We start from the raw sequence: 24,289 nt of genomic DNA, 5'->3' as shown, positions 1-24,289 counted from the left end.
TTGGGGAACCCCGAGGCGCGCATGTTATAGAGTCAGGTCTCCACCCCATTTGCCGAGTCTGCCTCCTTGAAAGAGTGTGCCTGCATTCGACGCGTCACGCGACGCGCGATCTCATTCAACAACTGCACCGAAACTCTTTATGATACTGCGCATCGATAAACTGGCCACCGAGTTGCCAAGACCCAAAGCCCCCAATGCAAACGCCGCTGCGGCCGTCCAGGAATTGATGGGCGGGAAGTTTGGCGAAATGTCCACGCTGATGAACTACACGTTCCAGTCTTTCAACTTTCGCGGGCGCAGCAAATTACGTCCCTTCTATGATCTCGTTGCCAATATTGCCGCCGAGGAGTATTCACACATCGAGCTGGTTGCGGCCACCATCAACCTGCTCTGCAGCGGAACAACCAAACGCGCTGATCGCCGCACCGCAAGCGGCGCCAAGGAAAACGACGCGCCGCTCGCGAATGCAAAGGACTTTCGCAATGCGTATCACTTCATCGCCTCGGGGCAATCGGCGTTGCCAGTCGATTCCATGGGCAACCCGTGGAACGGCACCTACGTTTTCTCCAGCGGAAACCTGAAGCTGGATTTGTTGCACAACTTCTTTCTCGAATGCGGCGCGCGCGCAAACAAGATCCGGGTGTATGAGATGACTTCAGATCCAACAGCGCGTGCCATGATCGGCTTCCTGCTCGTCCGCGGTGGCGTGCACATTGTCGCGTACGCGCGGGCCCTCGAAAAGCTCACGGGCGCCGATGTCGGCAAGCTGTTGCCCATTCCTGACGTCAGCAACAAGAAGTTCCCCGAGGCCCGGCGCCACGAAGATAAAGGATTGCATCGGATTCTTTTCCGGTTCAGTCCCGAAGATTACACCCGCGTCGGTGAAATTTGGAATGGACCGCATCCTGAAGATGGCGAGGAATTGATTGTCGAAAACAAGATCCCGGAGGGCGCTCCCTGGCCGGAACTCGACGACGAACCGCAGTTGTCGTCTCCGGGAGTGGACCCGGACATGATCCAATACTTCGCGAAAGCCATGGGGGACGTGAAGTATGAAGAACCTATGGTGAATGGGGGTGCCGCTGCAAAGCGCCGTTATCGCAGCACATCCCGCACGGGCCGCAGGTAAGATTCCGAGCGGAGTGCGGTTCATCCGCACTCCGCTTTTTCTCCGCGAAAACGGGGAGGCACTTCACAGCCACGCTGTCGACCCGAGCGAGTTCTTAAGCGCGGTAATAGGGCGGCTCAGAGCCGACCAAGCGACTTCGGGTTCCGGTCAGGGAGCAGCACAGAGACGGTTTGAAACGAGAAGAAGTTGAGGAAGCTTGCATTATTGGTGCACCCATCAGGAGTTGAACCTGAAACCTTCTGATCCGTAGTCAGACGCTCTATCCAATTGAGCTATGGGTGCAGCCAAAGAGCGAGTGACATTACGAGGCACCTGCAGGCTGTGCAAGTGATAATTTGTGCGCGCTTCTTCGCTGCGCGTGATCCGTCCGATCAATGCTGACACGCGAATACTCTCCTCACTGAGCGCGTGATTCCGAGACCTGCCTCTCCGCTGCAACGGGAGGCAGGCGGCCAGCGGCAAGGGCCGGAAGCCACACGGAATCGCGACGATTCTCCAGCGCCTCATGGGCTCGTTGCTCGCCGCTGTGGCCCGCGTTCGGCAGGAGAATGATTTCTTTCGGCGAACGAATCTGATTGGCAGCGGCCAGAATGCCTTCAGGAGGACAGACCTCGTCGCGCAGGCCAACGCCGATCAAGACAGGACATTGAATGCGCGCCGCAAAATTCACCACGTCGAAATAGCGTGCGGTTTCGCCGACGAGCGGGCTGCCGGCGACATTCCATTTCGGCCATCCCGGTGCACGACCAATCGTCGAACCCAGAACATCACAGCCAGCCGGAACGTTGGCGATCGCGGCAGTGATTCCCGGGTGCAATGCAGCAGTCGCGAGCGCCTGCATTCCTCCCTGGCTGCCTCCCATCACAACAAGTGTTCGCCCGTCCCAATCCGGCCGGTTCGCCAGGTACTCTGCAGCGCGATAGCATCCGAGATACATTCTGAGGAAATAGCTGGAGTCGCGATTCGTGTTGCCCAGGTTGGCGTAATCCGCGAGAGGCCCCTGGCGTTGCGCACGGAAGAATGCGTCGTCGCCATCAACAGGCAAATCATGCGCCTGGATGTTCAGTGTCAGCCAGCCGCCGTGAGCCGGCCAGGTGACCCAATCCTTTGACAACGGGTACACCCCGGCCCACTGCACGATGAGCAACGCGGGAAATTTTTCTCCTGCAAGCGGGCGGGCGAGCTGGCCACGGACTTTTGTGTTTCCGATATTGTCGAGCGTGACCTTCCAATAGCCTGCGTCGTCTCTGCCCGATTCGGCACGATCCAGTTGCGGATTGGCTGGAATCTGTTTGAGTTCCTCGATTTTCGATCGCCAGAAGCGATCGAAGTCCCTGGGGCGGGAAGCGGATGCTTTGATCCGTTCGGGCGCAGCGACTGCGCCTCCGACCGATCGACGGTTTCGTCCGTCCGGTTCCGTCCAATACACTTCCGCGAGCAGCGCACCTGGAGATTCGAAGCGGCTCGTATATCGCGCGAGCCCATTGGAGACCACCAGGTTTTCCGACTGCACTTCGGTCAGGCCCCCACGCATCACTCGTATGCGGCTTGCAGGTGCTGGCGATGTGCCATGCCACTGAATGCGCCATTGCACCGTCTCGCCCACCTCATAGACACCGCTGTGCCGATCAACAGAAACACTGAAATCGTCGGCAGCGAACGAACCATGCGTCCAGAGCAGCAGGACAAGGGCGCACAGGTTTCGTGCGGAAACAGCAAATGTATTATGCATAGGCGAAGAGGCGTTCGGCTGCTAATCCTCCTGTTGTGTCAGCTTCGCGAGAACATTGAGATCTTCGAGCGTGGTCGTATCTCCGCGAATTTCTGATCCAGAAGCAATCTGCTTGAGCAGCCGGCGCATGATCTTGCCCGACCGCGTTTTCGGCAAGGCTTCCGCGAAGCGGATGTCGTCGGGTTTCGCAACAGGGCCGATTTCCTTGCCCACATGTTGGCGGATCTCCTCACGAAGTTCGGGGGTGGCTTTGATCCCGCCTTTTAACGTCACGAATGCGACGAGCGCCTGCCCCTTGAGATCGTCAGGCCGGCCCACGACAGCAGCCTCGGCGACTTTCAGGTGGCTCACAATAGCGCTCTCCACCTCTGCGGTTCCGATGCGATGTCCTGCCACGTTCAAGACATCATCGATGCGGCCGACGATCCAGAAGTAACCATCCTTGTCCTGCCTGCAACCGTCTCCTGTGAAATAGCTGCCGGGAACTTCGCTCCAATAAACCTGCTGATACCGTGTGTTATCGCCCCACAAGCCGCGGAGCATGAAAGGCCAGGGGCGGCGAACCACGAGCTTCCCGCCTGAATTGCGCGGCACGGGCTTTCCCTGATCGTTTACAACTTCTGGAAGAATCCCAAAAAACGGCAACGTTGCGGATCCAGGCTTGGTGGGCGTGGCACCCGGAAGGGGGGTGATCATGATGCAGCCCGTCTCGGTTTGCCACCAAGTATCGACGATCGGGCACCGTTTTCCGCCAATGTGTTCCTGATACCACATCCACGCTTCAGGATTGATCGGTTCGCCGACGCTGCCTAGCAGGCGAAGGGACGAAAGGTTGTGCTTCTTCGGCCATTCCGTTCCCCATTTCATGAACGCCCGAATGGCTGTTGGAGCCGTGTAGAGAATGGTGACGCCATATTTCGCAACGATGCGCCAAAACCGGTCGGGTTCGGGAAAATTTGGAGCCCCCTCATACATCAGGCTGGTCGCGCCGTTTGCGAGCGGGCCGTAAACAACATAACTATGGCCCGTAACCCAACCCACATCTGCTGTGCACCAATAAACGTCATCGTCCCGCAAATCGAAAATGTATTTGCTCGTGAGCTTTGCGCCCAGAAGGTAACCGCCCGTGGTGTGAAGAATGCCTTTGGGTTTTCCAGTCGAACCGCTGGTGTAGAGGATGAACAACGGAGCTTCGCTATCCATCCTGGCAGCTGGACATGCGGCGTCCACCATTCCCACTTCATCATGCCACCAGACATCGCGGCCCGGTAGAAACGTCACATCGTTTGAGGCGCGGCGCAGAACGATCACTTTTTCTATCGAACGGCTGAGAAGCGTTCCCTCGCCATCCTTGAGCTGCAATGCGTCATCGACGTTCTTCTTCAGCGGGACCACCGCGCCACGTCGATAACCGCCGTCTGCCGTGATCACCATCCTGGCCTGGCAATCGTGGATGCGGTCAGCGACGCTTTGTGCACTGAACCCTCCGAACACCACCGAGTGCACAGCGCCTATCCGTGTGCATGCGAGCATCGCAATGGCGGCCTCCGGAACCATGGGGAGATAAATAATCACGCGATCTCCGGACCTGATGCCGTTTCGTTTGAGGACGTTCGCGAACAGGCAGACCTGATGGTGCAGCTGTTGATAGGTGAGCGTGCGTTCTTCAGCAGGCTTGCCGGGCGCGGCAGGTTCTCCTTCCCAAATCAATGCCGCTTTGTTTGCGGTCGGAGTTCCCAACCAGCGGTCAAGGCAGTTGTAGCTGACATTCAGTTCACCACCCACGAACCACTTGGCGAAGGGTGTTTTCCATTGCAGGACTTTTTTCCACGGCTTGAACCAGACCAGCTCGTTCCTGGCCTGTTTTGCCCAGAAGAGTTCCGGAGATCGGATCGATTGGTTATACAGCTTGCGATATTCGGCGAGCGTCTTGATGTGCGCGCGTTTTGAAAAGGCCGCGGCCGGTTTGAAAACACGCGTTTCGTGCAGGACGGAAGTGAACGCCATCTCGGGCTTGTTGGGCATAGTGCTCGAAGTCTTCCGAACCAGACGCACAGCGTCAATCGTCGAGTCGGATGGTCCAGCCGGGCTGGCGAAGTTTTTCCTGTGTTTCCGGAATCACGGACTTAATCTTGCGCAATGATTGCTCGCTTGTTGCTGCTGATTCTGGCGCTGGGATCATCGACCATGGCTCAAACAGCTCAACCTATTCCGCTCTGGGCCGACCGCGCGCCCGGCGCCCTGGGCGACCAGGCACGGGATATTCCCACCCTCACGCCGTATCTGCCAATCACCAACGCGACTGGTGCTTCGATCGTAATTTGTCCGGGAGGCGGGTACGGTCACCTGGCCGATCATGAAGGCAGGGTTTATGCGCAATGGCTGAACGACCATGGAATCGCCGCCTTTGTCCTGAAATACCGGCTGGGCAGCGCGGGTTACCGTCATCCGGTGATGTTGCAGGATGCTGCGCGCGCCGTTCGAACGGTGCGCGCCCGCGCTGGCGAATGGAAAGTGGATCCGCACAAGGTCGGTATCATGGGCTCAAGCGCAGGAGGACACCTTGCGGCAACCCTGCTCACGCATTTTGATTTCGGTCAAACCAATAGCAACGATCCGATTGAAAGCCACAGCTCGCGTCCCGACCTTGGCATCCTTTGCTACCCGGTGATCACAATGGGCGAGTTCACGCATCAGGGATCGAAGAACAACCTGCTCGGGACCGGCGCTGGTCCGGACCTTGTGAAACTGCTTTCGAACGAACTGCAGGTGACCAGGGATACGCCGCCTGCATTTCTGTGGCACACGTTCGAGGATAAGGCGGTTCCCCTGGAAAACAGCCTTCAATTCGCCGCCGCATTACGAAAGGCAGGAGTGCCCTTCGATCTTCATATCTATGAAAAAGGCGGGCACGGCCTTGGATTGGGCATCCGCGAATACAATCGCGAGAACGTGGCGAAGATGCTCCCATGGACGGCCGATTGCACGTATTGGCTTCGGCAACGCGGGTGGATCCAGTAAGACCTGCGCCTTGCTTGCGAAGTTCGATCAGCGCTCCGGGCGTGATTAAAAGCGGTTGGTCAAACTTGATAAGCGGCCCGCAGCGGAGAATCTGCATGACGGTGGCGCAGGCATCTTGCCTGACGTAGAGGGGTGCATCCTTGGCGCCCGGAAAAGCCGTCAAGCACGAACGACACGATGCGCCCGGCTTCGTTTGAGATTTCTTCGACCGGCCTGGAAGCCCGTTCCACAGCAGGCAACAAACCTGCCACCACTGGTCCAGTGGGTGTTCAGACGGGCTGCATTTGGAGTTTCCAAACAATTGCGGTTGGCGTAGCGTGTCGCCCACATAGCCCCACGCGATGGTTGATAAAGTCAATATTCTGCACGTCGAAGACGATCCCAACGACGCGCTGTTGTTTCAGCACGCGTGCCAGAAAGCTGGGGTGGGATTCGAACTGCAGTCAGTGAACGACGGGGATCAGGCGATCGCTTATCTGCGTGGTACCGACGCCTTTTCGAATCGGCAACAGCATCCCTTCCCTCACTTGATACTCCTCGACCTGAAGATGCCAAGGCTGAGCGGGTTTGACGTTCTGGCGTGGCTTCGCAACGAGGGAAACATCAAGCAAACGCCCGTGATCATTCTCACTTCGTCGAACCACGAAACCGACATCAAACGGGCGTATGAGCTCGGCGCCAATTCCTACCTCGTCAAACCCGTCGGTTTTGACGCGCTCGTCGAGGTGGCGAAAACTATTTACGGCTATTGGCGTCACCTGAACGAAAGTGCAACGAAATGACTGCCGTGATCACCCCATGGCGTCAACGAACAGTTCACGCATCCTCCTCTTGAAGTCTCGGTTGGATTGAATCCGCTGCTATGGAAGTTTATTTCAAAAATTTGATTTCTAAAGACGCGTCCCTCGAAAAGCTCGTGGACGACCTGACGATGGTGGTGCAAGGCGCCGACGACTACGCCCGTGCTATTGGGGCGGAAGTTCCCATTGAAACCCAGCGCGAAGTCGCTGGGCGGCTGCAGAATTTGAAGCGGAATTGCGAACGCTTGAAGAATCATGCGATGCATGGCGCGCAGGCGACAGACAAGCTGCTTCGACGCAATCCGTACGCGGCTGTCGCTCTGACGTTCGTGGCGGGGTTGGTTATTGGGGGCGCCTTGTTGCGCCGCAAGTAGTCCTGCGCGATTTCACTTTCGAACCGGGATCGGCACCAGGCACGTCACTACAGTCCCGTCTGGCTTCCCCGGTTTTATCTCGATGGAAGCTTCAATCAGGTTGGCCCTGTAGTTCATTATCCGCAGACCCATCCCCGCATTGCGGCCGACAACTGATGGAAAGGGAACCCCGCTGTTGCGGATTGTAAGCATCACCTTGTCTGTGTCGGCGGCGAGCGCGATGCCAACCTTCTTCGCCTTGCCGTGCTTGATCGCGTTTGTCAGGGCTTCCTGTGTGATCTTGTAAAGCTGCCTGACCACGTTGCTCTCCAGGGCCGGGACTGCGTCATCACTTTCGAAGCGGCACGCAATCCGAAAAGAGTTTTTGGCGTGCTGCGATAATTCCCTCAGGGCGTCTGGCAATGCCTTGTCCCGAAAATCCAGCGTTGCGAGATCGTGGGCAACGTCGCTGGCGTGATCCATGGCCTGCTGGATCAATCGATGGATCTTGCCTGCTTCCTTCGCCTCCGTAGATCCATCCTTTGTCAATTTCAGCTGCAAGCCCTTAACCATCAAGGCAATGCCGGAAAGCTTTTGCCCAAGGTCGTCGTGCAGGTCGAGCCCGATTCGGCGTCGCTCCTTTTCTGTGATCTCAAGCAACTCATGCTCGAGACGGCGCCGTTCGGCCATGGCTGTCTGCAACTGTGCGTTGGCTTTCGACAGCGCGGCCGTCCGTTCCCGCACGCGGGATTCCAGTTCCTCATGCGATCGACGCAACGCGGTCTCAGCCTGTTTCAGCCGGGTAATGTCTGTAATGGAGCTCAACCAACCGCTCACGTTGTCATAGCTATCGCGCAAAGGCGTCACGAGAATCAGCACGTCAAAACGGTCCCCATTCTTCCGGGAATAACGCAGTTCGAAGCCGTCCGATGGCACATCACCATCCACCACCCGGGTCAGCATCGCAGTGATATTATCGAGGTCCTCGGCAGGCCAGTAGATGAAGGGAGGCTTTGCGCCTATGAGTTCCGCTTCCGACCACCCGACCATCCGGCAGAATGCGGGGTTCACATAGGTTTGCTTGCCATCGAGATTCACTACCGCAATTCCAGATGGAATGGAGGTTTCTATCGCATGCCGGAACGCGTGTTCCTCCCAAAGCTTCTTCTCTGCCTGCTTGCGAGCGAGCCTGACCTCAACCTCGCGCAACTCGCGCTCCACGGCGGGGGCAAGGCGCGTCAGGTTGTCTTTCATCACGTAGTCGTGAGCGCCCGCTTTCATCGCGGCGACGGCGGTGTCGTCCGTAATGTGACCCGACACGATGATGAACGGCAGGTCGAGGCCGCGCGATTTGACGAGCGCCAGCGCTTTCAGGCCATCAAACCCCGGCATCACGTAATCCGCAATAACCACATCCCATTCCTGCCGATCCAACGCTGCGTGAAGGCCTTCGCTGGTTTCGACGCGTTCAGATTCCAGTTGAAACCCTGCGCGTTCCAGGGCGAGGCATAGCAATGCGGCGTCGCTTTCAGAGTCTTCGACCAGCAGGACCTTGAGTTCCCGGTGAGTGGGATGAATCATATTTTGGGAACGGGCTCATTCAGCATAAGCCAGTAGAGTCCTAGTTGCCCCACAGCTTCCACGAAGGCCGAAAAATCGACAGGTTTCTGGACGAAACTGTTCCCGCCGAGCTTGTAGCTGGTGATCACGTCCCGCTCTTCCTTTGAAGAGGTGAGCACCACGATGGGGAGGAGCTTGGTGCGTTCGTCCTGGCGAACCTGTCGAAGCACTTCCAATCCGTCGATCTTGGGAAGCTTCAGATCGAGCAGCATGACCACTGGAAGATCGGACGCATTGCGCCCCTCGTAGGAGCCCGTTGCGAACAAATAATCCAGCGCCTCCGCCCCGTCACGTGTGACAACCACGTCGTTGGAAATATTATATTTCTTGAGAGCGCGCAGGGTCAGGAACTCATCGTTAGAGTTGTCTTCGACCAACAGGATTGTTTTCTTGCTCATTGTCTGGCTGGTTGCGGGGAGAATAATGCCGAATGGAAAGGACGCAAGTTGCTCCTGGGACAGAAGTTAGAATGGAGGGGAAGGTCAGGCGACACTGGGAGGCAGGGTAAAATAAAAGGTGGCGCCTTCGTTCAGAGCGCCCTCGGCCCAGACCCGTCCTCCATGGCGGTTGATGACACGTTGCACAATCGCCAGGCCTACGCCGGAACCCGGAAAGTCGTTGGCTGAATGCAGCCTCTGGAACACGCCGAAAAGCCGGGAGGCGTACGCCATATCGAAGCCAGCGCCGTTGTCCCGCACAAAAAAGGCAGATGAGGGCTCGTCCATCTTTCCCAGTTCGATCCGCGCCTGCGGTTTCTTGATGGTGAATTTCCAGGCGTTTCTAAGAAGATTGTCGAGGACGAGACGCATGAGCCGCTCGTCGCCCTGGGCGGGAAGGCTCGGCGCGATGGATACCTCCACCTCGCGTGCAGGGTCCTCCTTTCGCAAACCCGCTATAATTTCCTCGGCGATCGGCACAAGATCGATCGGGTGATGACGGATTTCGCTCCGGGAAACGCGGGACAGCTTCAAGAGATCCTCGACGAGCCGATCCATCTTCGAGCTCGCATCGCTAACCCGCCGCAAGAAGTCCTGACCGCGGGGATCCAGCTGCCCCGCGTATTGTTCCATCAACACCTCCGTGAACCCACGCACGGCGCGAAGCGGCGCCCGCAGATCGTGAGAAACGGAATAACAGAATGCCTCAAGTTCCTTGTTCGCCACCTGAAGCTGGGCCGTCCTCTCCCAAAATCGCTGTTCCAGCTCTGCATTCAACCGCAACATCTCATGCTGGGTGTCCCGCTGAAGGGTCACGTCGTTCATGAGAACGTAGAACCCATCGAGTTCGTTCCCCTCGTTCCTGGGAACGTATTGAACGTGCATGCAATGCTGGCTGCCGTCGGGCTGACGGATCTCCGCTTCGAATTCCTGCCGCACGCCTCTCAACGCGGCATCAATATGCGGTTTTGCGCGTTCGTAAGAATCGCAATCCAGAAACTGGCGCATCGACTGGCCCCGCAACTCGCCGGGTTTCAGGCCATACCACCGATCGAAGGCCGCATTGTTATAAATATATCGCTCTCCGGAATCCACATGGGCGACGAGTACCGGTAGCGCTTCTAAAACGTCGTACAGATGCTCGGTCTGTCTGGTTCTTCCAAACTCATTCACGCTCTCAGTTGGGTGGACGATGCTCATCAACGACTCAGCATCGCCCAATTTGGAGACCCCATTTCGGGGTCCATATAGGGTAAATCCCCTATTCCCGTGGGGAAACGCTGCACAACGCAAACAACTTTGATCGGAAAACCTGATAAACCGGCTTCGCAACGGCTTGGATTCCAGACGGCTAGTCGATATGAAACACTTGAGCAAGGGGTGTCACTACGGGCGCATTATCCGGATGTACTTCCATGAGGGGCGCCATATAGTCCCACCATTTTCGAACGATGGCCCTTGAAGGAAGCGTGTCTGCCGTATGTCCCGCAGAGAGCCTCTGCACTGCAAACAACGTTAGACTCTCTTCGTCCAGGAAGATTGAGTAGTCCGAAACACCGGCCGCTTTGAGTTCGGATTCGAGTTCAGGCCAGATACGGTCGTGACGCCGCTTATATTCCGCCGAGTTCCCAGGCTTAAGTTTCATCTTGAAAGCAACGCGTTGCATAAGTTTTTCGTGAGGGTTCCGATCCGTCCGATACAAAGCGATTTTAGCTCTAATTACAACCCTCTGGTGCGCCGGTATTCAAAATGTTCTTCTTGGGATTCGAATCGACACAAGGGAGCTGGATTCGATAGCCTCCGCGTGCGATGAAAGTCCTCTTCCTGAACGGCCCAAACCTAAATCTGCTGGGAAAACGGGAACCCAGCGTTTATGGAGCGCTCACGCTGGCGGAGATCGAATCGCGGGTACGGACGCGCGCCGTCGAGATCGGAGTTGAGGTCGCGTTCCACCAAACCAACATCGAAGGCGAACTCGTCACTTGCATTCAGGAAGCAAAGGGGAAATTCGATGCGATCGTTCTGAACGCCGCTGCTTATACCCATACCAGCATTGCAATACGCGATGCGATTTCGGCAGTGTCCGTGCCGACGGTCGAGATTCACCTTTCGAACGTCCACGCCCGGGAAGAATTCCGCCATCGATCCCTGATCGCCCCAGTCTGCCAGGGGGTTATCGCAGGATTTGGAATGCAATCGTATGTTTTGGGGCTTGAAGCCGCCGTGAACGTTATCGGAGCGGAAAAACAGCGTTAATTTGCAAGGGAATCGGGAAAAGGACGAATTTTGCGGAGGGGTTTTCCTTCTTGACGGCGAATTCTGGAAAGCTAATCTTCGCGGCAACTGGAACATGGATCAGCAGAGTCGTAGATCGGCTTCTGCTTTTTTGCTTAATATGCCCGAAACATTCAGGGGCGAACCTTATCAGCATTTTTGACCTGTGGATCTTAAAGACATCAAAGCGATTATCGATCTGATGAAAAAGAACTCTGTTTCGGAGTTCGAATTGGAAAAGCAGGATTTCAAGATCAAGCTCAAGCGCGGAGGAAATGGCGGCGGGGCTGTTTACGAGGAAGGACCCGGTGTAGCCTACCTGCCAGCTCAAGCCCCCGCAGCTTTATTGCAACCGGCTCCCGTCCCGACGCTGGTCCCATCAAACGAAATCGAAATCAAGTCACCCATGATCGGCACGTTTTATCGTGCTCCCTCCCCGGAATCAGGCTCTTACGTGGAGATTGGATCTGAAGTCACTTCAGAAAGCGTCGTCTGCATCATCGAGGCCATGAAAGTAATGAACGAGATCAAAGCTGAGGTGAAAGGTGTCATTACCCAGGTCTTGGTGGACAACGCCAAACCAGTGGAGTTCGGGCAACCCTTGTTCAAGGTGCGTCCGGCTTGATTTTGCCCCTTTCGGATGAATTTCTCGTTGGTGGCTGAAACGTTATCGATCTACCCCTGAGTCATGTTCGAAAAAATCCTGGTCGCTAACCGTGGTGAAATTGCTGTCAGAATCATCCGCGCCTGCAAGGAACTCAATATTCGGACGGTCGCCGTTTATTCCGAAGCGGATGCCAATTCCATGCACGTTCAGCTTGCCGATGAGGCAATCTGTATCGGTAAAGCTCCTGCCAACGAGAGTTATCTTCGCATTGATCGCCTGATCAGCGCAGCCGAAATCACGGATGTCGACGCCATTCACCCCGGCTACGGGTTTCTTTCCGAAAACGCGCACTTCGCCGACGTCTGTGAAAGCTGCAACATCCGCTTCATTGGACCCAGTTCCCGTGCCATGAACCTTTTGGAGGACAAAGCAGTGTCCCGTGCGCTCGCGAAGAAGGCCGGAGTTCCAACGCCCCCAGGTTCTGAAGGCGTCATCGATAACGAGCAAGAAGCACTGACCACCGCAAAGCGCATCGGGTATCCAGTGATGATAAAGGCGATTGCGGGCGGGGGTGGCCGGGGAATGCGGGTGGCGCACAACGATGTCTCCTTGGTGAAGGGTTACCACACCTCGCGGAGTGAAGCAGAGAAGGCGTTCGGGAATTCCGGGGTCTACATTGAGAAATTTATTGAGAACCCGCATCACATCGAGTTTCAGATTCTGGGTGACGGCAAGGGCCATATCGTTCACCTCGGGGAGCGGGATTGTTCGATCCAGCGCAGGAATCAAAAAGTCATTGAAGAGACCCCGTCCCCGCTGATCGATAACAAGTTCAAAAAACTGCGGGAGAAAATGGGCAAGGCGGCAATCCGAATTGCTGAGACCGCTCACTACACCAATGCGGGTACGGTTGAGTTCATTGTCGACGACAAGGGCGATTTCTATTTCCTGGAGGTCAACAAGCGCATTCAGGTGGAGCATCCGATCACGGAGGAGGTAACCGGCATCGACCTGGTTCGCGCCCAAATCATGATCGCCATGGGCGAACCCCTGCGGTTCAAGCAGAGCGACATTGAGTTCAAGGGGCATGCGATTGAATGCAGAATCAACGCTGAGGATCCCTTCGATGACTTTCGCCCAAGCCCGGGCAGGATCGAGATGTATTACCAGCCTGGAGGGCGCGGCGTCAGGGTCGACACCCATGCTTACGCGGGATATACGATCCCGCCATCCTACGATTCAATGATTGGCAAGTTGATCACTTACGGCAAAGACCGTCGTGAAGCGATGGACCGCATGAGCCGAGCGCTCGGGGAATACATGATCACAGGGGTGAAGACGACCATTTCGTTCCAGCAGGCGATTCTGCAGGATCCGAATTTCCGCCGTGGCGTTTATTCGACGGGCTTCGTGGAACAACTTCTCAGCGGAGCACGGCGCGAATTAATCGAGCCGAACCCTTAAACTCCGCTAAGGCCGCCTGTCGAGAGGTTCGAGCACCTCTCCCGATTCGCCCTGCAGGCAAACCTCAGCCGCGGAAACGGCTCGCAAGTCGGGAACGGCCCAATCGGGTTTGTGTCGGATAAGTTCCTCGAGGCTTGCGCCCCCCGAAGCAACCGCCAGAACCTTGGCGCCGATCGCCCGGCCGCATCGGATATCGAGCGGTGTATCGCCAATCACCAGCACTTCCTCAGGTCGCAGGGAATTGCCCAGCAGCCGCTGGCCGCGTTTGAAGGCTATCTCCGCGATTTGATCGCGTTCCTCATGGTCGTCCGCGAACGCTCCAGTCTCAAACGCTTCCCATAGCTGGAAGTGCCGCAGTTTGATCTCGGCGCCCAGGCGGATGTTTCCCGTGAGCAGGCCAAGCAAAGGGCGTTCAGCGATCTCCTTCACGTCATAAATGAACTCCCAAATACCAGGACATTCCTCCGTTTTGCTGCTTGAAAGAATATGATCCAGCCAAAAGACGTATCTGCTGAAGAACCGCTCGAAGTTTTCGGCTGTTACCGGGATATTGTGATACTCAAAAAATTCACGGACGAGGCTGACATCCGTCCGGCCGGCGAACTTTAGCCGCTCGAAATGATCGACGGCCTGGAATTCCGTGGCAAAGACCTTGGCGAACGCCTTAATCCCAGCTCCTCCTGTGCGAACCAGCGTTCCATCAATATCGAACAACACCAAACGAATCATGGCGCGCAGACACTAAGCGGGAACGATACGGTTGCCAAGCACTAGGAGGACGAACAGCGGGTTGCCATTTTGAAGGCGATTTTTCGTCCCGGCAGGCATTTCGCCATTGCCATTTTTGATCGGCACGCTAAAACAGCGTCAAGGAAAGGGCAAAGGAATGAAAAAGGGATCAGGGTTTTCTCTCCTCGAGGTTCTCATCGTCATCTCGTTGATTGTCATTATTGCAGGCATGCTGCTGCCCGCGCTCAATCGGGCTCGGGAAAAGGCGCGCGCGGCCTATTGCCTTCAGCATTTGAAACAATGGGGGGCGGGCACGCACCTGTTTGCGGCGGAGAACGATGGGCGGCTGCCAAAGGACGGCTTTGCAACGCCAACCCTCGCATCGCACTTCGCGAGCGGTTGGTATGTGCAACTTCCCGAGGTCATGGGACTCGCGCCGTACATTGAAATGCCATGGCGGACCAATGCGTCGATTGAACCCCCGCTGTCACCGTGGATCTGCGCCGCCAACGCGCGGCGAAGCAACGGCAATCTGCTCTTTCACTATTGCCTGAACTCCCAGGTGAACGGAACCGCGCAACAGATCCGCATTTTCAAGATCCCCAATCCCGCTGCGACTGTTTGGCTGTTCGACAACGGGAAAATCGCGGCGGTGGCACAACAAAACAATGTGCACACCAATGTCCACAACGGCGGTGCCCAGATCCTCTTTCTCGATGGCCATGTGCGACGGTTTCCAAACGCCGCGTATTGGGATTTCAAGGCGAACAAGGGGCGAACCGATCACCCCGAACTCTTGTGGCGGCCCAATGGCGACTGACCTGGCGACGATGACTTGGGGCGTCACTCGGGGGTTGGTGAACTTCCACGTGCAAAAATGGATCCGGCTTTCGAGCACGTCGCCGCTCGCTGCCCTGGAATCGCAAAATTCCGTTGCAGCAACAGTTGAAGTCATTAGCATCGCGGCCCTGCGCTGGAGCAGATTCCGAAACGAAATGGCTCCCCGCACTAATCAAATCATGAAGCATTTCAAAATCGCGTCGCTCGCTGGCGACGGAATCGGACCTGAGGTGATGCGGGAAGCTCTCAAGGTGCTCCGGGCTGCCGAGAAAACCCACGGTTTTACTCTTGAGGTCACCGAGGCTCCCGTCGGCTGGGCAGGCATCGACGCTTCGGGAAAGGCGCTTCCCGATGACACGCTGGCGCTTTGCCGCAATGTTGACGCGATTTTGTTCGGTTCGGTGGGATTGCCGGATCGCGACCCGACGATCCCGAAGGAGGAACGCCCCGAACGCGCGGCGCTGCTGCGGATTCGCAAGGAATTTGGATTGTTCGCAAACCTGCGCCCGGTTCAGTTGCCCAAGGCTCTCGCACATGCCTGTCCCCTCCGACCCGAGCGCCAGGGCGACGGAATTGATATTCTCGTCGTTCGTGAACTGACGGGCGGGATGTATTTCGGTCAGCCGAAAAAAACCGAGGAGCTCGGCAATGGCCACCACCGCGCCATTGACACCATGGTCTATACGACCCCTGAGATCGAACGGATTGCGCGTGTCGCCTTTTCCTCGGCCTCATTGCGGCGGCGCAAGGTCACAAGCATCGACAAGGCAAACGTCCTGGAAAACGGGGTGCTCTGGCGCGATGTCGTGACACGCGTCGGCCGCGAATTCCCGGATGTAGCGCTTGAACACATGTTCGTCGACAACGCCGCGATGCAGTTGCTGCTGCGGCCCACGCAATTCGACGTGATGCTTTGTGAAAACATGTTCGGGGACATTCTGAGCGACGAAGCAGCAGCGCTGGCGGGGTCCCTCGGCATGCTGCCCAGCGCGAGCCTTGGCGCGACAGTGGGCGGAAAAACGTTTGGTTTTTATGAACCGGCAGGCGGCACGGCTCCCGACATCGCGGGCAAGAACCTCGCCAACCCGATTGCCCAGATTCTTTCCGCCGCACTCATGCTTCGACACAGCTTTCAACTGAACGATGCAGCGGCGGCGATAGAGCAGGCGGTTCGGAGAGCAATCGAATCAGGCAATAGAACCGGCGACATCTTCAATTCCGCGGAGGCAAACGGACGGCGGGTGGGCACACGCGAAATGGGCGACGCGATCGCCGCTGCTCTTCAGCAATCATAGGCAAACCAGCGGCATGGCTCGGGGGAGCCGGACGACATAGGTTCCCGCGATAAGGTCATGCCATGCCTGTTTCTCCCGGTTCCAACCAATCCAGAAGAAGCCGATAAACAGCATGCAGGCCGAAAAGCACGCGGCGAGCCCGCGGACAAGCGCAACCGTGAAGTTGAGCGGTTTGCCGTCGTATCGAACCACCTGTTGCTGCAGCACGAGCCCGCCGATCGTGGTTCCTTTCCATGTCCACATGCCCGCGAAGTAGGCGAGCAAGACCAGCAATCCGAGAGGCCCCAGAATTGCGAAGGGAATGCTGAGCAAGGCAAGATCTACAAACCCTGAACCCATGCGCTCCCAAAACCCGGCGCGTGGGTATGCCACAAGGCCGGAAGTGGGCGCAAATCCCGTTCCGCTTCCCGCAGGGTGAGGAGCGGCTGGATCGACCTGGGGGTTTGCGGAACCGCCACCGCCAAACGTGGGGGGGTTCCCACGTGGCGGGCGGGGGGGACGTTCCCGTGTGATTCGCGTGAACGCCGCCGTTACAACTGCGCCCAAGGCCCACACTCCGAAAACGGCAAAGGCGAGAAAACCGACCACCGGGATCATGTAAAGAACGATCATGATGATCGATCCGATCGCGAGAGACAGCAGTTCGGCGGCCCGTCCCTGCAGGCCGAACGCGCGAGTCAATGCGCCCCCGACGAATTGCAACAGGGCAACCTTGCCAACAAGGGCTGCAAAAACTCCAGCTGCAAAAACAAAAGGCACGACGAGCAGTCCAATGCCGGTTGCGGCAAGCACCAGCAAGATGATCGGAATCGCAATCTTTGAGAACAATCCGACTACAAACGTGGTGGCTGGACGCTGCGCGATTTCAGCACGGCAGAGTTCGATCGGGCCGGGGAATAAAACCGCGATAAGGAAGTAAAGACCGATAAACGCACCCACAACGATCCATACCCATCGCACCTGCGGCGCCAGCGGCCGCAGCTTGAATACGCATTCGCGAACCCAGAGCGACAACTCCTCAATACGGGGCAAGCCCGGTACGTCAAAGGTCATCTCGTGAATCTGGCCGTGCACCCTCGCTCCTTCGGCAAGCTTCACAGTCCCTCCGATAGACACAACGTCTCCGCGGATCACGGCATTAGATCCCACCATCACGCTGCCAAGCACCGCCACGGCTTCCCGGGTTTCGCCGTTCACCCGAACATTGCCGGCGATCGCGACAACAGAATCGCCCACGCGATTATTCGCCTCGGCATCACCCATGATGGCAACAACCGCCTCACGCACGCGGCCATGGGCACGGGCTGTACCAGCGATTGCGATCACTGCCTCCGCGGTTTGATCGGCAGCGAGTTCTGCGGTCTTGCCGAAGGCAAGGACTGGTCCGCGACGAAGGTTCGGCGTCGCGGCCGTTTCCGAGGATTCCGACTCAGCCTCGGCCGCCGAATTGGTTGCAATTTCCGGCGCCAGCACTTGCGGAGACTCCAGCGAATCTTCCTGCGCGACCAACGGCAAGGTGGATAGGGTCAGCAGCGCGAAGCTGATAAAGGCGAACGTCTTAATTTTCATAAAAGGGATTGGAGGATCGATGGGTGAGCGCAAGTTTGACGGCCAGGGTTCCGATGCCGATGCAGGCAGCATATGCAACTGCCGCAATCAGGAATGCCGAGACAAAGAAAAGCGGTCCGAGATTCGCAATGACAGCGAAGCCGGCCTGCGCTATCGCCGTGGCTACGTTCCAAAGGATGGCCACTGCATTCAGCGAATCGCGCGCTCGTTCTGCAAAAACCCCCGCAAAGGAATGATTGATCAACTGAATTATCCCAAAATACAGCGCAGGAAAGGCGGCGAGCATGATGCCGAACGACACAGCGCGCAACCGGACAGGCCATGAGTGCCATGGACGCTGGTACCAGGGCGCGGCACTCTGGGATTTTGCTCTTGCAAGCACTGACCGCGCGAGGGATTGGGGCGCTGGAATTTCGGGAAGCGCCTTGAGAGCGCGATCCACCTGCGATTCCAGATCCTGTTCCGAGAAATGCTTCATGTGCGGACGATTTCCGAAAACCCGGTTTTTCTTTGCAGCACCTTCCGCAGCGCTTCGCGCCCCCGGAATATGTCGGTTTTCACCTTGCCAAGAGAAATCCCGAGCTCGGCGGCTATTTGCTCATACGAATGATTCTCCAGATGGAAGAGAACAATGGGCACCCGCTGCGAATCGGGAAGTTTCTGCAACGCTTGCTCGAGTAATTCGTTCTGTTCTGCGGCTGCGATTTCAGAAAGCGGATCGCTCGGTGCCGTCATCTCAGCGGCAGGTCCAAGCTCCTCGCCATCGCTGGATCGCCATTCCGTGAACAAGTTCCAGCGTGAGCGATAACGCGTGAGGTGGTTCAGGCAAAGGTTTGTGACGACAGTCCGCAGCCAACCGCCTGCCGATGGATTGTCCCGCAGGTTTTCGAAATGATGGAATGCCTTGAGGAAAACATCCTGTGCGATGTCTTCTGCCTCGGATCGATTCGCGAGCAGGCGCACTGCGGTGCCAAACACCATGTTCTGGTGATCAAGCATGAACGCCTCGAATGATTGCGTGTCGTCCATGTTCAGGGGCGGAGCGCCACGGACCGAGCCTAGACGGGGAACAACATTGATGACAGGGCCATTGCATAAAAATAGAGGCAGGAAAACGGAAGCGCCCGAACCCCGCGCGCAGGGTTGCGCGCCGTTCCGGGAGTAAAAATGGATACGACGGGAGCCGCCTTCGACCCGCCAAAATTCTGCGACACGATCTGGCCATCGTGCCACCACGGCAGAGGCTGCGTCCGCTTGAACGCCGGATTCGTTTTAATCCGCACAACGGTTTTCATTCTGCAGGGTTAACCCGGCAGCAACGCATTTGTTTCAACTATTTACGACCGAGAGATGATTTGACGCCCCGTGGAGGACGGGGCTAATTTCAACGCGGTTTGTCCGATGGTGTAATGGTAGCACAAGGCCCTTTGGAGGCTTTTGTCATGGTTCGAATCCATGTCGGACAGCCACTTCCCGCTTCCCAAACCGCCCCTCACGGTTGTCAATGGCCCGCCGTCCAAACCGTGCTGGGGAATGTTCCCACCAGCCGAGGCGCGTAGCGCCCCATGTTCCTCGAACGCGACCTGTGCTGCAATAAGCCCGCTTTAACCCTATGTGCCAGGTATGAAAACAAATCTCCTCGCGGTCATCACGGTTTCCACGTGCCTCAACGCACTTGCCGTTCCCGTTAACATCACGCGGTTTGACGGCCAGTCGGGTAATGGAGGAGGCGTCTGGGGCGCCAGCAACGGATTGGGATCCGCCCTTGAAGATAACGAAACGGAACCCACCACCGCCACTGGCGACGAGTGGGATCTTGAAGCCCTCGTTTACAATCCTGCGAGCAGCCGGTTGTCCGTGGTTGGAACCTTCGACTTCGTCAAGGGCGTCGATGTGAGCCCTGCCCACACCGTGGTTTACGGCGCGATTTTTGTGAAATCGCTCTCAGCCGCGACATGGAGCCATGCCTACGTTCTCGATTTCAACGGCCAGACCTACTCGCTCTACGACAACTTCACCACTGTGGCGCCCACAGACGTGCTTGCGTCTGGCCCTTACACGATCGACACGGCAACGGCCAATCTGCTGGGCAGTGGAAGCTTTGATTACGCTACGGGCGTTGCCGATCCATTTGCCCTGGGACTGCAGCGGGAGAGCGGCTTTGGTCACAATCAGATCGATCTCGATCTTTCATTGCTGGGCGGGATGCTGAACGCATTCGACATTCATACGACCATGACGTGTGGGAACGACACGCTGGAAGGACAGTTCGTGGCAACGAACAACGTTCCCGATGCAGGATCCACCGCGCTCCTGCTGAGCGTTGGCGTGTTAGCGTTCGGAGTTCTGCGACGGCAACATTGATCCGAACGAACAGGCGCGGATGCCGCCGGGGATTCCGCATCCTGCACTGAGTCCTGCGGAAGGCTCATTGCATTTGATCGCGTCGATCCCCAGTTCCACGGAGGAGCGCGGCGTCGCTGGTCCAACGGTCGAGAGGAAAGGGATTGCCAAGGGGAATTTGAATTCGCACATTCGCGAGACCATGAACCCGGTTCGTAACGCGTTTCCACCCGCGCCGCTTGAGGCACCGCGACATCGGCGAACCCCTCTTCACTTCTGATCTATGCGTTTTTTACTTTCCGCACTGGCGAGCTGCTTTTTATTCGGCTCCACCTTTGTCAACAACGCAGCCGACAAAGTCACACTGGCTGCAATCCCGAAGAGCACAGGCGGCGAGTTCTGGGAGACGGTTGCCAAAGGCGCGCGACAGGCAGCTGCCGATCTCGGCGTCACCCTCAAGTGGGAAGGCACGGTCACGGAAACCGAGATTGCCGAGCAGAACAAGATTATCGAGAACATGGTGAACCTCGGCGTTGATGGCATCGCGCTCGCCCCCTTGAACCAGCGCGCGATGCGCAAGCAGGTTGAGAACGCCGTCAAGGCAGGCATCCCCGTGGTGGTCTTCGATTCGGGCGTTGATGGCACCGCGCATTCGAGCTACGTCGCAACCGACAACAAAAACGGCGGAGTTATTGGCGCACGCGAACTGATCCGGCTTATCGGCGACAAGCCAGGCGCACAAGTGATGTGCATGCGTTTTGTGCAGGGCACTGGCAGCACGGAAGCCCGATCGGAAGGTTTTATCCAGACCATCAAGGCATCGGGACTGAAAGTGGCCGCGGATCCTTACCCTGACACCGGCACGATTGAAGGCTGTAAAAACGCGGCAGCAAACGCGCTTGAGAAATTCGTAAAAAATAAGCGGCTGGAACTGGACGGCATCTTCGCAGCGAATCTGTATTCCACAATCGGAGTGGTTTCCGCCCTGGACGACATGCGCAAGGGAGGCATCCAGGTGAGCGTGAAGTTCGTCGGGTTTGACACTTCCAAGAAACTGGTCGAGGAGCTGCAGGCGGGACGAATTGATGCGCTGGTCGCGCAGAATCCAGAACGCATGGGATATCTCGCGGTCGAGACGCTTTACAAGGTTGTGCGAAAACAGAAGGTCCCGGCAACGGTTGATACGGGCACCGTTCTGGTGACTCGCGAGAACCTTGAGAACGACGCCGCCGTGCGCAAGCTGGTTGGGCTGCAGTAATGTCGCTCCGCCTGGAAATGCGTGGTGTGCGCCGCAGCTTTGGCGCAACGAAAGCCTTGCGCGGTGTTGAAGTAAGCGTCGCGCCTGGCGAAGTCATGGCGCTCGTCGGAGAAAATGGAGCGGGGAAAAGCACACTCATGAAGATCCTGTCGGGGGCAATCCCGCCCGACGACGGCGAGATGCTGCTGGACGGCGTTCCATACGTTCCCGGAAATCCACTCCACGCGCGGACGTGCGGCGTGGCAATGATTTATCAGGAACTCGCGCTGGCTCCCCACCTGTCCGTGATGGAGAATATTCTGCTCGGCATCGAGCCAACGCGCGCAGGGCTCTTCATAAACTGGCGCGCGATGCGGGCACATGCCGAACGCGCCCTGGGTGAAGTCGGCTTAAGCGGCATTGATCCTCTGCTGCCCGTGCATCGCCTTTCGCTGGCGCAGCAACAACTTGTCGAGATCGCCCGCGCCGTGGCCCTCGATTGCCGTGTTCTTGTTCTGGATGAACCAACGAGTTCGCTGACCGCACGCGACATCGAGAAACTGTTCGCGCTCATCCGCCGGCTGCGAGGAAAGGGAATTTCAATCATCTACATTTCGCACTTCCTTGAGGAGGTGAGAACCGTTTCAGATCGATTCACGGTTTTGCGTGACGGAGAAACGGTGGGCAGCGGTTTCACCAAAGACACGCCCAATGAAAAGATCATCGCCCTCATGGTGGGAAGGGATGTCGACGATTTATATCCGCGCTCAAAACGCCGGCCGGGCGACGCACTGCTTAAGGTCTGCGATCTCGGGGGCGTTCAGAAACCCAGAGGTGCTTCACTGGAATTGCATCGCGGAGAGGTGCTGGGCGTGTTCGGACTGGTGGGAGCAGGAAGAACCGAACTCATGCGCGCGGTCTTTGGTCTGGATCCCGTTGTGAAAGGCACTGTGACCGTGGGCAGTTACAGCGGAGCCGCAACACCCGGCCGCCGGTGGTCACAGGGCGTCGGGATGATCAGCGAGGATCGCAAGACAGAAGGCCTGGCTCTCGGCTTGAGCATTGCTGACAACCTGACCCTATCCCGGCTCGCGGGCCTGGGTCCATTGGGGCTGGTGTTTCCCTCGCGGCAGAACGCTGCATGCGCTCCCTGGATCAAGAAAATCCCGATCAAATGCCAGGGCCCCGAACAGCGCATCAATGGCCTGTCAGGCGGCAACCAGCAGAAAGTGGCGATCGCGCGCCTGCTGCACGCCGACGTGGACGTGCTGTTGCTCGACGAACCGACTCGCGGGATCGACGTCGGATCGAAAGCGCAGATCTACCAGTTGATCGATGAGCTGGCAGCGCGGGGCAAGGCAGTCCTGATGGTCAGCAGCTACATTCCAGAACTTCTGGGCACTTGCGATCGCATCGCCGTGATGTCACGCGGGCTGCTCAGCGACGCCCGCGCTCGCGAAGAATGGGACGAACGCGGCCTGCTTTCGGCAGCGATTGGACAGGACAACTGATGACAGCAACTCCTGACGCAACACCACCCGCCCTTTCGCGATCCCGTGTTCTGCTTTCGAAGTGGGGAAACATTCTGGGGCGGTTTCTCGCGTTGATCATCGTCTTCACTTTCTTTGCCGTGTTGGTCGAGGACGGGAAATTCTACACCGTCCGCAATCTCGAGAACATCCTGCGGCAAAGTTGCGTTTACGCCACAGCGGGCCTGGGCCTGACGTTGGTGATCATCGCAGCCGGCATTGATTTGTCGGCGGGATCATTGATCGCGTTGTCGGTGGTGGTCGTCGCGTGGGTTCTCAACTTGAATATTGGCGCACCGGGCAGCGAACAATCGATTGTGCTGGCGCACCCCACGCTGGCTCCGATTCTCGCGGTCGGCGCGGGCATATTGGCGAGCACACTCGCGGGCCTGGCGAATGGGGCAATGGTCGTCGGGTTGCGGCTGGTGCCATTCATCGTGACATTGGGCACCATGGGCATGATCCGCGGCCTCGCAAAGGGCATCGCCCACGAGCGCGATATTTATCCACCCGAAGAAACCTGGATCAGCTCGATCATGGATCCCACGCTCTCCCGCGCTGACCAAACATGGCAAATCCTTCCCACAGGAGTCTGGATCCTCATTGGCGGAGTCATCGTTTCATCGCTGCTCTTGCGCTACATGCGCCTGGGCAGGCACATCTTCGCAGTCGGATCCAATGAAGAAACCGCGCGCCTGTGCGGCGTTCCTGTGCATCGAACGAAGCTGCTCGTCTACACTGCTTCTGGATTTTTCTGCGGCGTCGCCGGGCTGATGCAATTCTCTTACATCGGGGGCATCGGCCAGCCAACAACTGCCGTGATGTACGAGTTGTTTGTGATCGCGGCAGTGATCATTGGAGGCGCGAGCTTCAAAGGCGGCGAAGGTTCCATCATTGGGACGCTGATTGGCGCCCTTACCATCACCATCCTGTACATGGGTGGACAGCAGATGGGCTGGCCAAAGTGGGTTCAGGAAATGGTCATTGGCGGAATCATCATCATCGCTGTTGCAGTCGATCGTTTCCGGCATCGCAGGATCGAGTGACGCTTGCTTTTCCTGCCGGCCCTGCAAGGTTCGTTCCATGGCGCTCGTCCGCATTCTCGTCGACGGCTACAGCCTGTTGCATCATTGGCCGGAACTGGCGCCCGGCCGGGCGCGTTTTTCCGCGGATGTTCAATGACAATTATTCTTCACTTCAGTGACAATTAGAAATCACTGTGCCTGCCGGTTTTGTTTTCATCTCTGTGTCATCTTTCAACCCTTTCGAAACCACCCCCTTCGGTGGAACGGAGTCCCTGGAGCCGTAGG

The 24,289-nt window shown here is 57.3% G+C and carries 24 protein-coding genes and 2 tRNA genes; 14 read left to right on the top strand and 12 right to left on the bottom strand.

The features are described from left to right. Positions 1 to 139 precede the first annotated feature (139 nt). Positions 140 to 1,129, top strand: coding sequence for a manganese catalase family protein (locus tag VEH04_12575; protein HYG23611.1), 990 nt, complete (start codon positions 140 to 142; stop codon positions 1,127 to 1,129). 205 nt (positions 1,130 to 1,334) lie between these two features. Here VEH04_12575 and VEH04_12570 read toward each other — a convergent pair. The 3 genes from VEH04_12570 to acs all read right to left on the bottom strand — a co-directional run bounded on the left by VEH04_12570 (position 1,335) and on the right by acs (position 4,886). Next, a tRNA-Arg gene (locus VEH04_12570) sits at positions 1,335 to 1,411 on the bottom strand. Positions 1,412 to 1,526: 115 nt separating this feature from the next. Continuing rightward, positions 1,527 to 2,861 (bottom strand): acetylxylan esterase, encoded by a 1,335-nt coding sequence (locus tag VEH04_12565; protein ID HYG23610.1) that lies wholly within the window; start codon positions 2,859 to 2,861, stop codon positions 1,527 to 1,529. A 21-nt stretch (positions 2,862 to 2,882) separates the two neighbouring features. After that, the gene (gene acs, locus VEH04_12560; protein HYG23609.1) at positions 2,883 to 4,886 is read right to left on the bottom strand and encodes an acetate--CoA ligase; all 2,004 of its coding nucleotides are present in this window, start codon (positions 4,884 to 4,886) and stop codon (positions 2,883 to 2,885) included. A 114-nt stretch (positions 4,887 to 5,000) separates the two neighbouring features. Here acs and VEH04_12555 point away from each other — a divergent pair, with 114 nt between their 5' ends. The 3 genes from VEH04_12555 (at position 5,001) to VEH04_12545 (ending at position 7,056) form a co-directional block, all read left to right on the top strand. Further along, complete coding sequence (locus tag VEH04_12555) at positions 5,001 to 5,882, top strand: alpha/beta hydrolase (protein HYG23608.1); 882 nt, start codon at positions 5,001 to 5,003, stop codon at positions 5,880 to 5,882. A 341-nt stretch (positions 5,883 to 6,223) separates the two neighbouring features. Further along, positions 6,224 to 6,664 (top strand): response regulator, encoded by a 441-nt coding sequence (locus VEH04_12550; GenBank protein HYG23607.1) that lies wholly within the window; start codon positions 6,224 to 6,226, stop codon positions 6,662 to 6,664. Positions 6,665 to 6,765: 101 nt separating this feature from the next. Then, the gene (locus VEH04_12545; GenBank protein HYG23606.1) at positions 6,766 to 7,056 is read left to right on the top strand and encodes a hypothetical protein; all 291 of its coding nucleotides are present in this window, start codon (positions 6,766 to 6,768) and stop codon (positions 7,054 to 7,056) included. Positions 7,057 to 7,068: 12 nt separating this feature from the next. Here the strand turns inward: VEH04_12545 and VEH04_12540 are convergent, their stop codons facing one another. From VEH04_12540 to rhaM, 4 genes are all read right to left on the bottom strand, one after another. Then, positions 7,069 to 8,616, bottom strand: a complete 1,548-nt coding sequence (locus VEH04_12540) for a PAS domain S-box protein (GenBank protein ID HYG23605.1) — start codon at positions 8,614 to 8,616, stop codon at positions 7,069 to 7,071. Continuing rightward, positions 8,613 to 9,053 (bottom strand): response regulator, encoded by a 441-nt coding sequence (locus VEH04_12535; GenBank protein ID HYG23604.1) that lies wholly within the window; start codon positions 9,051 to 9,053, stop codon positions 8,613 to 8,615. The genes VEH04_12540 and VEH04_12535 overlap by 4 nt, the downstream gene beginning before the upstream one ends. 84 nt (positions 9,054 to 9,137) lie before the next feature. Then, a complete protein-coding gene (locus tag VEH04_12530; GenBank protein HYG23603.1) occupies positions 9,138 to 10,292 on the bottom strand; it encodes an ATP-binding protein in 1,155 nt (384 codons plus the stop codon). A 151-nt stretch (positions 10,293 to 10,443) separates the two neighbouring features. Then, the gene (rhaM, locus tag VEH04_12525; GenBank protein HYG23602.1) at positions 10,444 to 10,758 is read right to left on the bottom strand and encodes an L-rhamnose mutarotase; all 315 of its coding nucleotides are present in this window, start codon (positions 10,756 to 10,758) and stop codon (positions 10,444 to 10,446) included. Positions 10,759 to 10,901: 143 nt separating this feature from the next. Here rhaM and aroQ point away from each other — a divergent pair, with 143 nt between their 5' ends. From aroQ to accC, 3 genes are all read left to right on the top strand, one after another. After that, entirely contained in the window at positions 10,902 to 11,348 is a 447-nt protein-coding gene (gene aroQ / locus VEH04_12520; GenBank protein HYG23601.1) for a type II 3-dehydroquinate dehydratase, read from the top strand. 184 nt (positions 11,349 to 11,532) lie between these two features. Further along, on the top strand, positions 11,533 to 11,991 hold the full coding sequence (gene accB, locus VEH04_12515; protein HYG23600.1) for an acetyl-CoA carboxylase biotin carboxyl carrier protein: 459 nt from the start codon (positions 11,533 to 11,535) through the stop codon (positions 11,989 to 11,991). Positions 11,992 to 12,054: 63 nt separating this feature from the next. Further along, a complete protein-coding gene (accC, locus tag VEH04_12510) occupies positions 12,055 to 13,437 on the top strand; it encodes an acetyl-CoA carboxylase biotin carboxylase subunit (protein HYG23599.1) in 1,383 nt (460 codons plus the stop codon). A gap of 6 nt (positions 13,438 to 13,443) precedes the next feature. Here the strand turns inward: accC and VEH04_12505 are convergent, their stop codons facing one another. Beyond that, positions 13,444 to 14,166: an HAD family hydrolase gene (locus VEH04_12505; GenBank protein HYG23598.1), complete on the bottom strand. Its 723-nt coding sequence runs from the start codon at positions 14,164 to 14,166 to the stop codon at positions 13,444 to 13,446. Positions 14,167 to 14,323: 157 nt separating this feature from the next. Here VEH04_12505 and VEH04_12500 point away from each other — a divergent pair, with 157 nt between their 5' ends. Together VEH04_12500 and leuB are read left to right on the top strand one after the other, a co-directional pair. Then, entirely contained in the window at positions 14,324 to 14,986 is a 663-nt protein-coding gene (locus VEH04_12500; GenBank protein ID HYG23597.1) for an H-X9-DG-CTERM domain-containing protein, read from the top strand. 199 nt (positions 14,987 to 15,185) lie between these two features. After that, complete coding sequence (gene leuB / locus VEH04_12495) at positions 15,186 to 16,301, top strand: 3-isopropylmalate dehydrogenase (GenBank protein HYG23596.1); 1,116 nt, start codon at positions 15,186 to 15,188, stop codon at positions 16,299 to 16,301. On the opposite strand, the gene VEH04_12490 is transcribed toward leuB, so the two are convergent. The 4 genes from VEH04_12490 to VEH04_12475 are packed head-to-tail and all read right to left on the bottom strand — an operon-like array spanning position 16,296 to position 19,165. After that, positions 16,296 to 17,870 carry an RDD family protein gene (locus tag VEH04_12490; GenBank protein HYG23595.1) on the bottom strand — a complete coding sequence of 525 codons (1,575 nt, stop codon included), beginning with the start codon at positions 17,868 to 17,870 and terminating at the stop codon, positions 16,296 to 16,298. The genes leuB and VEH04_12490 overlap by 6 nt on opposite strands. After that, positions 17,860 to 18,348 (bottom strand): hypothetical protein, encoded by a 489-nt coding sequence (locus VEH04_12485; protein HYG23594.1) that lies wholly within the window; start codon positions 18,346 to 18,348, stop codon positions 17,860 to 17,862. The genes VEH04_12490 and VEH04_12485 overlap by 11 nt, the downstream gene beginning before the upstream one ends. Next, entirely contained in the window at positions 18,345 to 18,899 is a 555-nt protein-coding gene (locus tag VEH04_12480) for an RNA polymerase sigma factor (protein HYG23593.1), read from the bottom strand. The genes VEH04_12485 and VEH04_12480 overlap by 4 nt, the downstream gene beginning before the upstream one ends. A gap of 29 nt (positions 18,900 to 18,928) precedes the next feature. Beyond that, on the bottom strand, positions 18,929 to 19,165 hold the full coding sequence (locus tag VEH04_12475) for a hypothetical protein (protein HYG23592.1): 237 nt from the start codon (positions 19,163 to 19,165) through the stop codon (positions 18,929 to 18,931). Positions 19,166 to 19,265: 100 nt separating this feature from the next. Here VEH04_12475 and VEH04_12470 point away from each other — a divergent pair. The 5 genes from VEH04_12470 (at position 19,266) to VEH04_12450 (ending at position 24,025) form a co-directional block, all read left to right on the top strand. Then, a tRNA-Gln gene (locus tag VEH04_12470) sits at positions 19,266 to 19,339 on the top strand. A gap of 154 nt (positions 19,340 to 19,493) precedes the next feature. After that, positions 19,494 to 20,234 carry a VPDSG-CTERM sorting domain-containing protein gene (locus VEH04_12465; protein HYG23591.1) on the top strand — a complete coding sequence of 247 codons (741 nt, stop codon included), beginning with the start codon at positions 19,494 to 19,496 and terminating at the stop codon, positions 20,232 to 20,234. Between the two features lie 262 nt (positions 20,235 to 20,496). Beyond that, entirely contained in the window at positions 20,497 to 21,471 is a 975-nt protein-coding gene (locus tag VEH04_12460; GenBank protein HYG23590.1) for a substrate-binding domain-containing protein, read from the top strand. Continuing rightward, a complete protein-coding gene (locus VEH04_12455) occupies positions 21,471 to 22,961 on the top strand; it encodes a sugar ABC transporter ATP-binding protein (protein HYG23589.1) in 1,491 nt (496 codons plus the stop codon). The genes VEH04_12460 and VEH04_12455 overlap by 1 nt, the downstream gene beginning before the upstream one ends. Then, positions 22,961 to 24,025, top strand: coding sequence for an ABC transporter permease (locus VEH04_12450; protein HYG23588.1), 1,065 nt, complete (start codon positions 22,961 to 22,963; stop codon positions 24,023 to 24,025). Before VEH04_12455 ends, VEH04_12450 begins: the two co-directional genes overlap by 1 nt. Positions 24,026 to 24,289 lie beyond the last annotated feature (264 nt).

The organism is Verrucomicrobiia bacterium, assembly GCA_035629175.1.
Lineage (GTDB): Bacteria > Verrucomicrobiota > Verrucomicrobiia > Limisphaerales > DASXHY01 > DASXHY01.
The sequence above is the reverse complement of the archived record's forward strand: the minus strand, read 5'-3'. Positions and strand labels throughout refer to the sequence as shown.

Excerpts from the sequence above, each read along its gene's own strand:
- VEH04_12540 (HYG23605.1), bottom strand. The coding sequence starts at position 8,616 with ATGATTCATCCCACTCACCGGGAACTCAAGGTCCTGCTGGTCGAAGAC.
- VEH04_12535 (HYG23604.1), bottom strand. The coding sequence starts at position 9,053 with ATGAGCAAGAAAACAATCCTGTTGGTCGAAGACAACTCTAACGATGAG.
- leuB (HYG23596.1), top strand. The coding sequence starts at position 15,186 with ATGAAGCATTTCAAAATCGCGTCGCTCGCTGGCGACGGAATCGGACCT.
- VEH04_12500 (HYG23597.1), top strand. The coding sequence starts at position 14,324 with ATGAAAAAGGGATCAGGGTTTTCTCTCCTCGAGGTTCTCATCGTCATC.
- acs (HYG23609.1), bottom strand. The coding sequence starts at position 4,886 with ATGCCCAACAAGCCCGAGATGGCGTTCACTTCCGTCCTGCACGAAACG.
- VEH04_12455 (HYG23589.1), top strand. The coding sequence starts at position 21,471 with ATGTCGCTCCGCCTGGAAATGCGTGGTGTGCGCCGCAGCTTTGGCGCA.
- VEH04_12450 (HYG23588.1), top strand. The coding sequence starts at position 22,961 with ATGACAGCAACTCCTGACGCAACACCACCCGCCCTTTCGCGATCCCGT.
- VEH04_12565 (HYG23610.1), bottom strand. The coding sequence starts at position 2,861 with ATGCATAATACATTTGCTGTTTCCGCACGAAACCTGTGCGCCCTTGTC.
- VEH04_12460 (HYG23590.1), top strand. The coding sequence starts at position 20,497 with ATGCGTTTTTTACTTTCCGCACTGGCGAGCTGCTTTTTATTCGGCTCC.
- VEH04_12475 (HYG23592.1), bottom strand. The coding sequence starts at position 19,165 with ATGAAAACCGTTGTGCGGATTAAAACGAATCCGGCGTTCAAGCGGACG.
- VEH04_12505 (HYG23598.1), bottom strand. The coding sequence starts at position 14,166 with ATGATTCGTTTGGTGTTGTTCGATATTGATGGAACGCTGGTTCGCACA.
- VEH04_12480 (HYG23593.1), bottom strand. The coding sequence starts at position 18,899 with ATGGACGACACGCAATCATTCGAGGCGTTCATGCTTGATCACCAGAAC.
- VEH04_12550 (HYG23607.1), top strand. The coding sequence starts at position 6,224 with ATGGTTGATAAAGTCAATATTCTGCACGTCGAAGACGATCCCAACGAC.
- VEH04_12555 (HYG23608.1), top strand. The coding sequence starts at position 5,001 with ATGATTGCTCGCTTGTTGCTGCTGATTCTGGCGCTGGGATCATCGACC.
- accC (HYG23599.1), top strand. The coding sequence starts at position 12,055 with ATGTTCGAAAAAATCCTGGTCGCTAACCGTGGTGAAATTGCTGTCAGA.
- VEH04_12485 (HYG23594.1), bottom strand. The coding sequence starts at position 18,348 with ATGAAGCATTTCTCGGAACAGGATCTGGAATCGCAGGTGGATCGCGCT.
- VEH04_12530 (HYG23603.1), bottom strand. The coding sequence starts at position 10,292 with ATGAGCATCGTCCACCCAACTGAGAGCGTGAATGAGTTTGGAAGAACC.
- rhaM (HYG23602.1), bottom strand. The coding sequence starts at position 10,758 with ATGCAACGCGTTGCTTTCAAGATGAAACTTAAGCCTGGGAACTCGGCG.
- VEH04_12490 (HYG23595.1), bottom strand. The coding sequence starts at position 17,870 with ATGAAAATTAAGACGTTCGCCTTTATCAGCTTCGCGCTGCTGACCCTA.
- VEH04_12465 (HYG23591.1), top strand. The coding sequence starts at position 19,494 with ATGAAAACAAATCTCCTCGCGGTCATCACGGTTTCCACGTGCCTCAAC.
- aroQ (HYG23601.1), top strand. The coding sequence starts at position 10,902 with ATGAAAGTCCTCTTCCTGAACGGCCCAAACCTAAATCTGCTGGGAAAA.
- VEH04_12575 (HYG23611.1), top strand. The coding sequence starts at position 140 with ATGATACTGCGCATCGATAAACTGGCCACCGAGTTGCCAAGACCCAAA.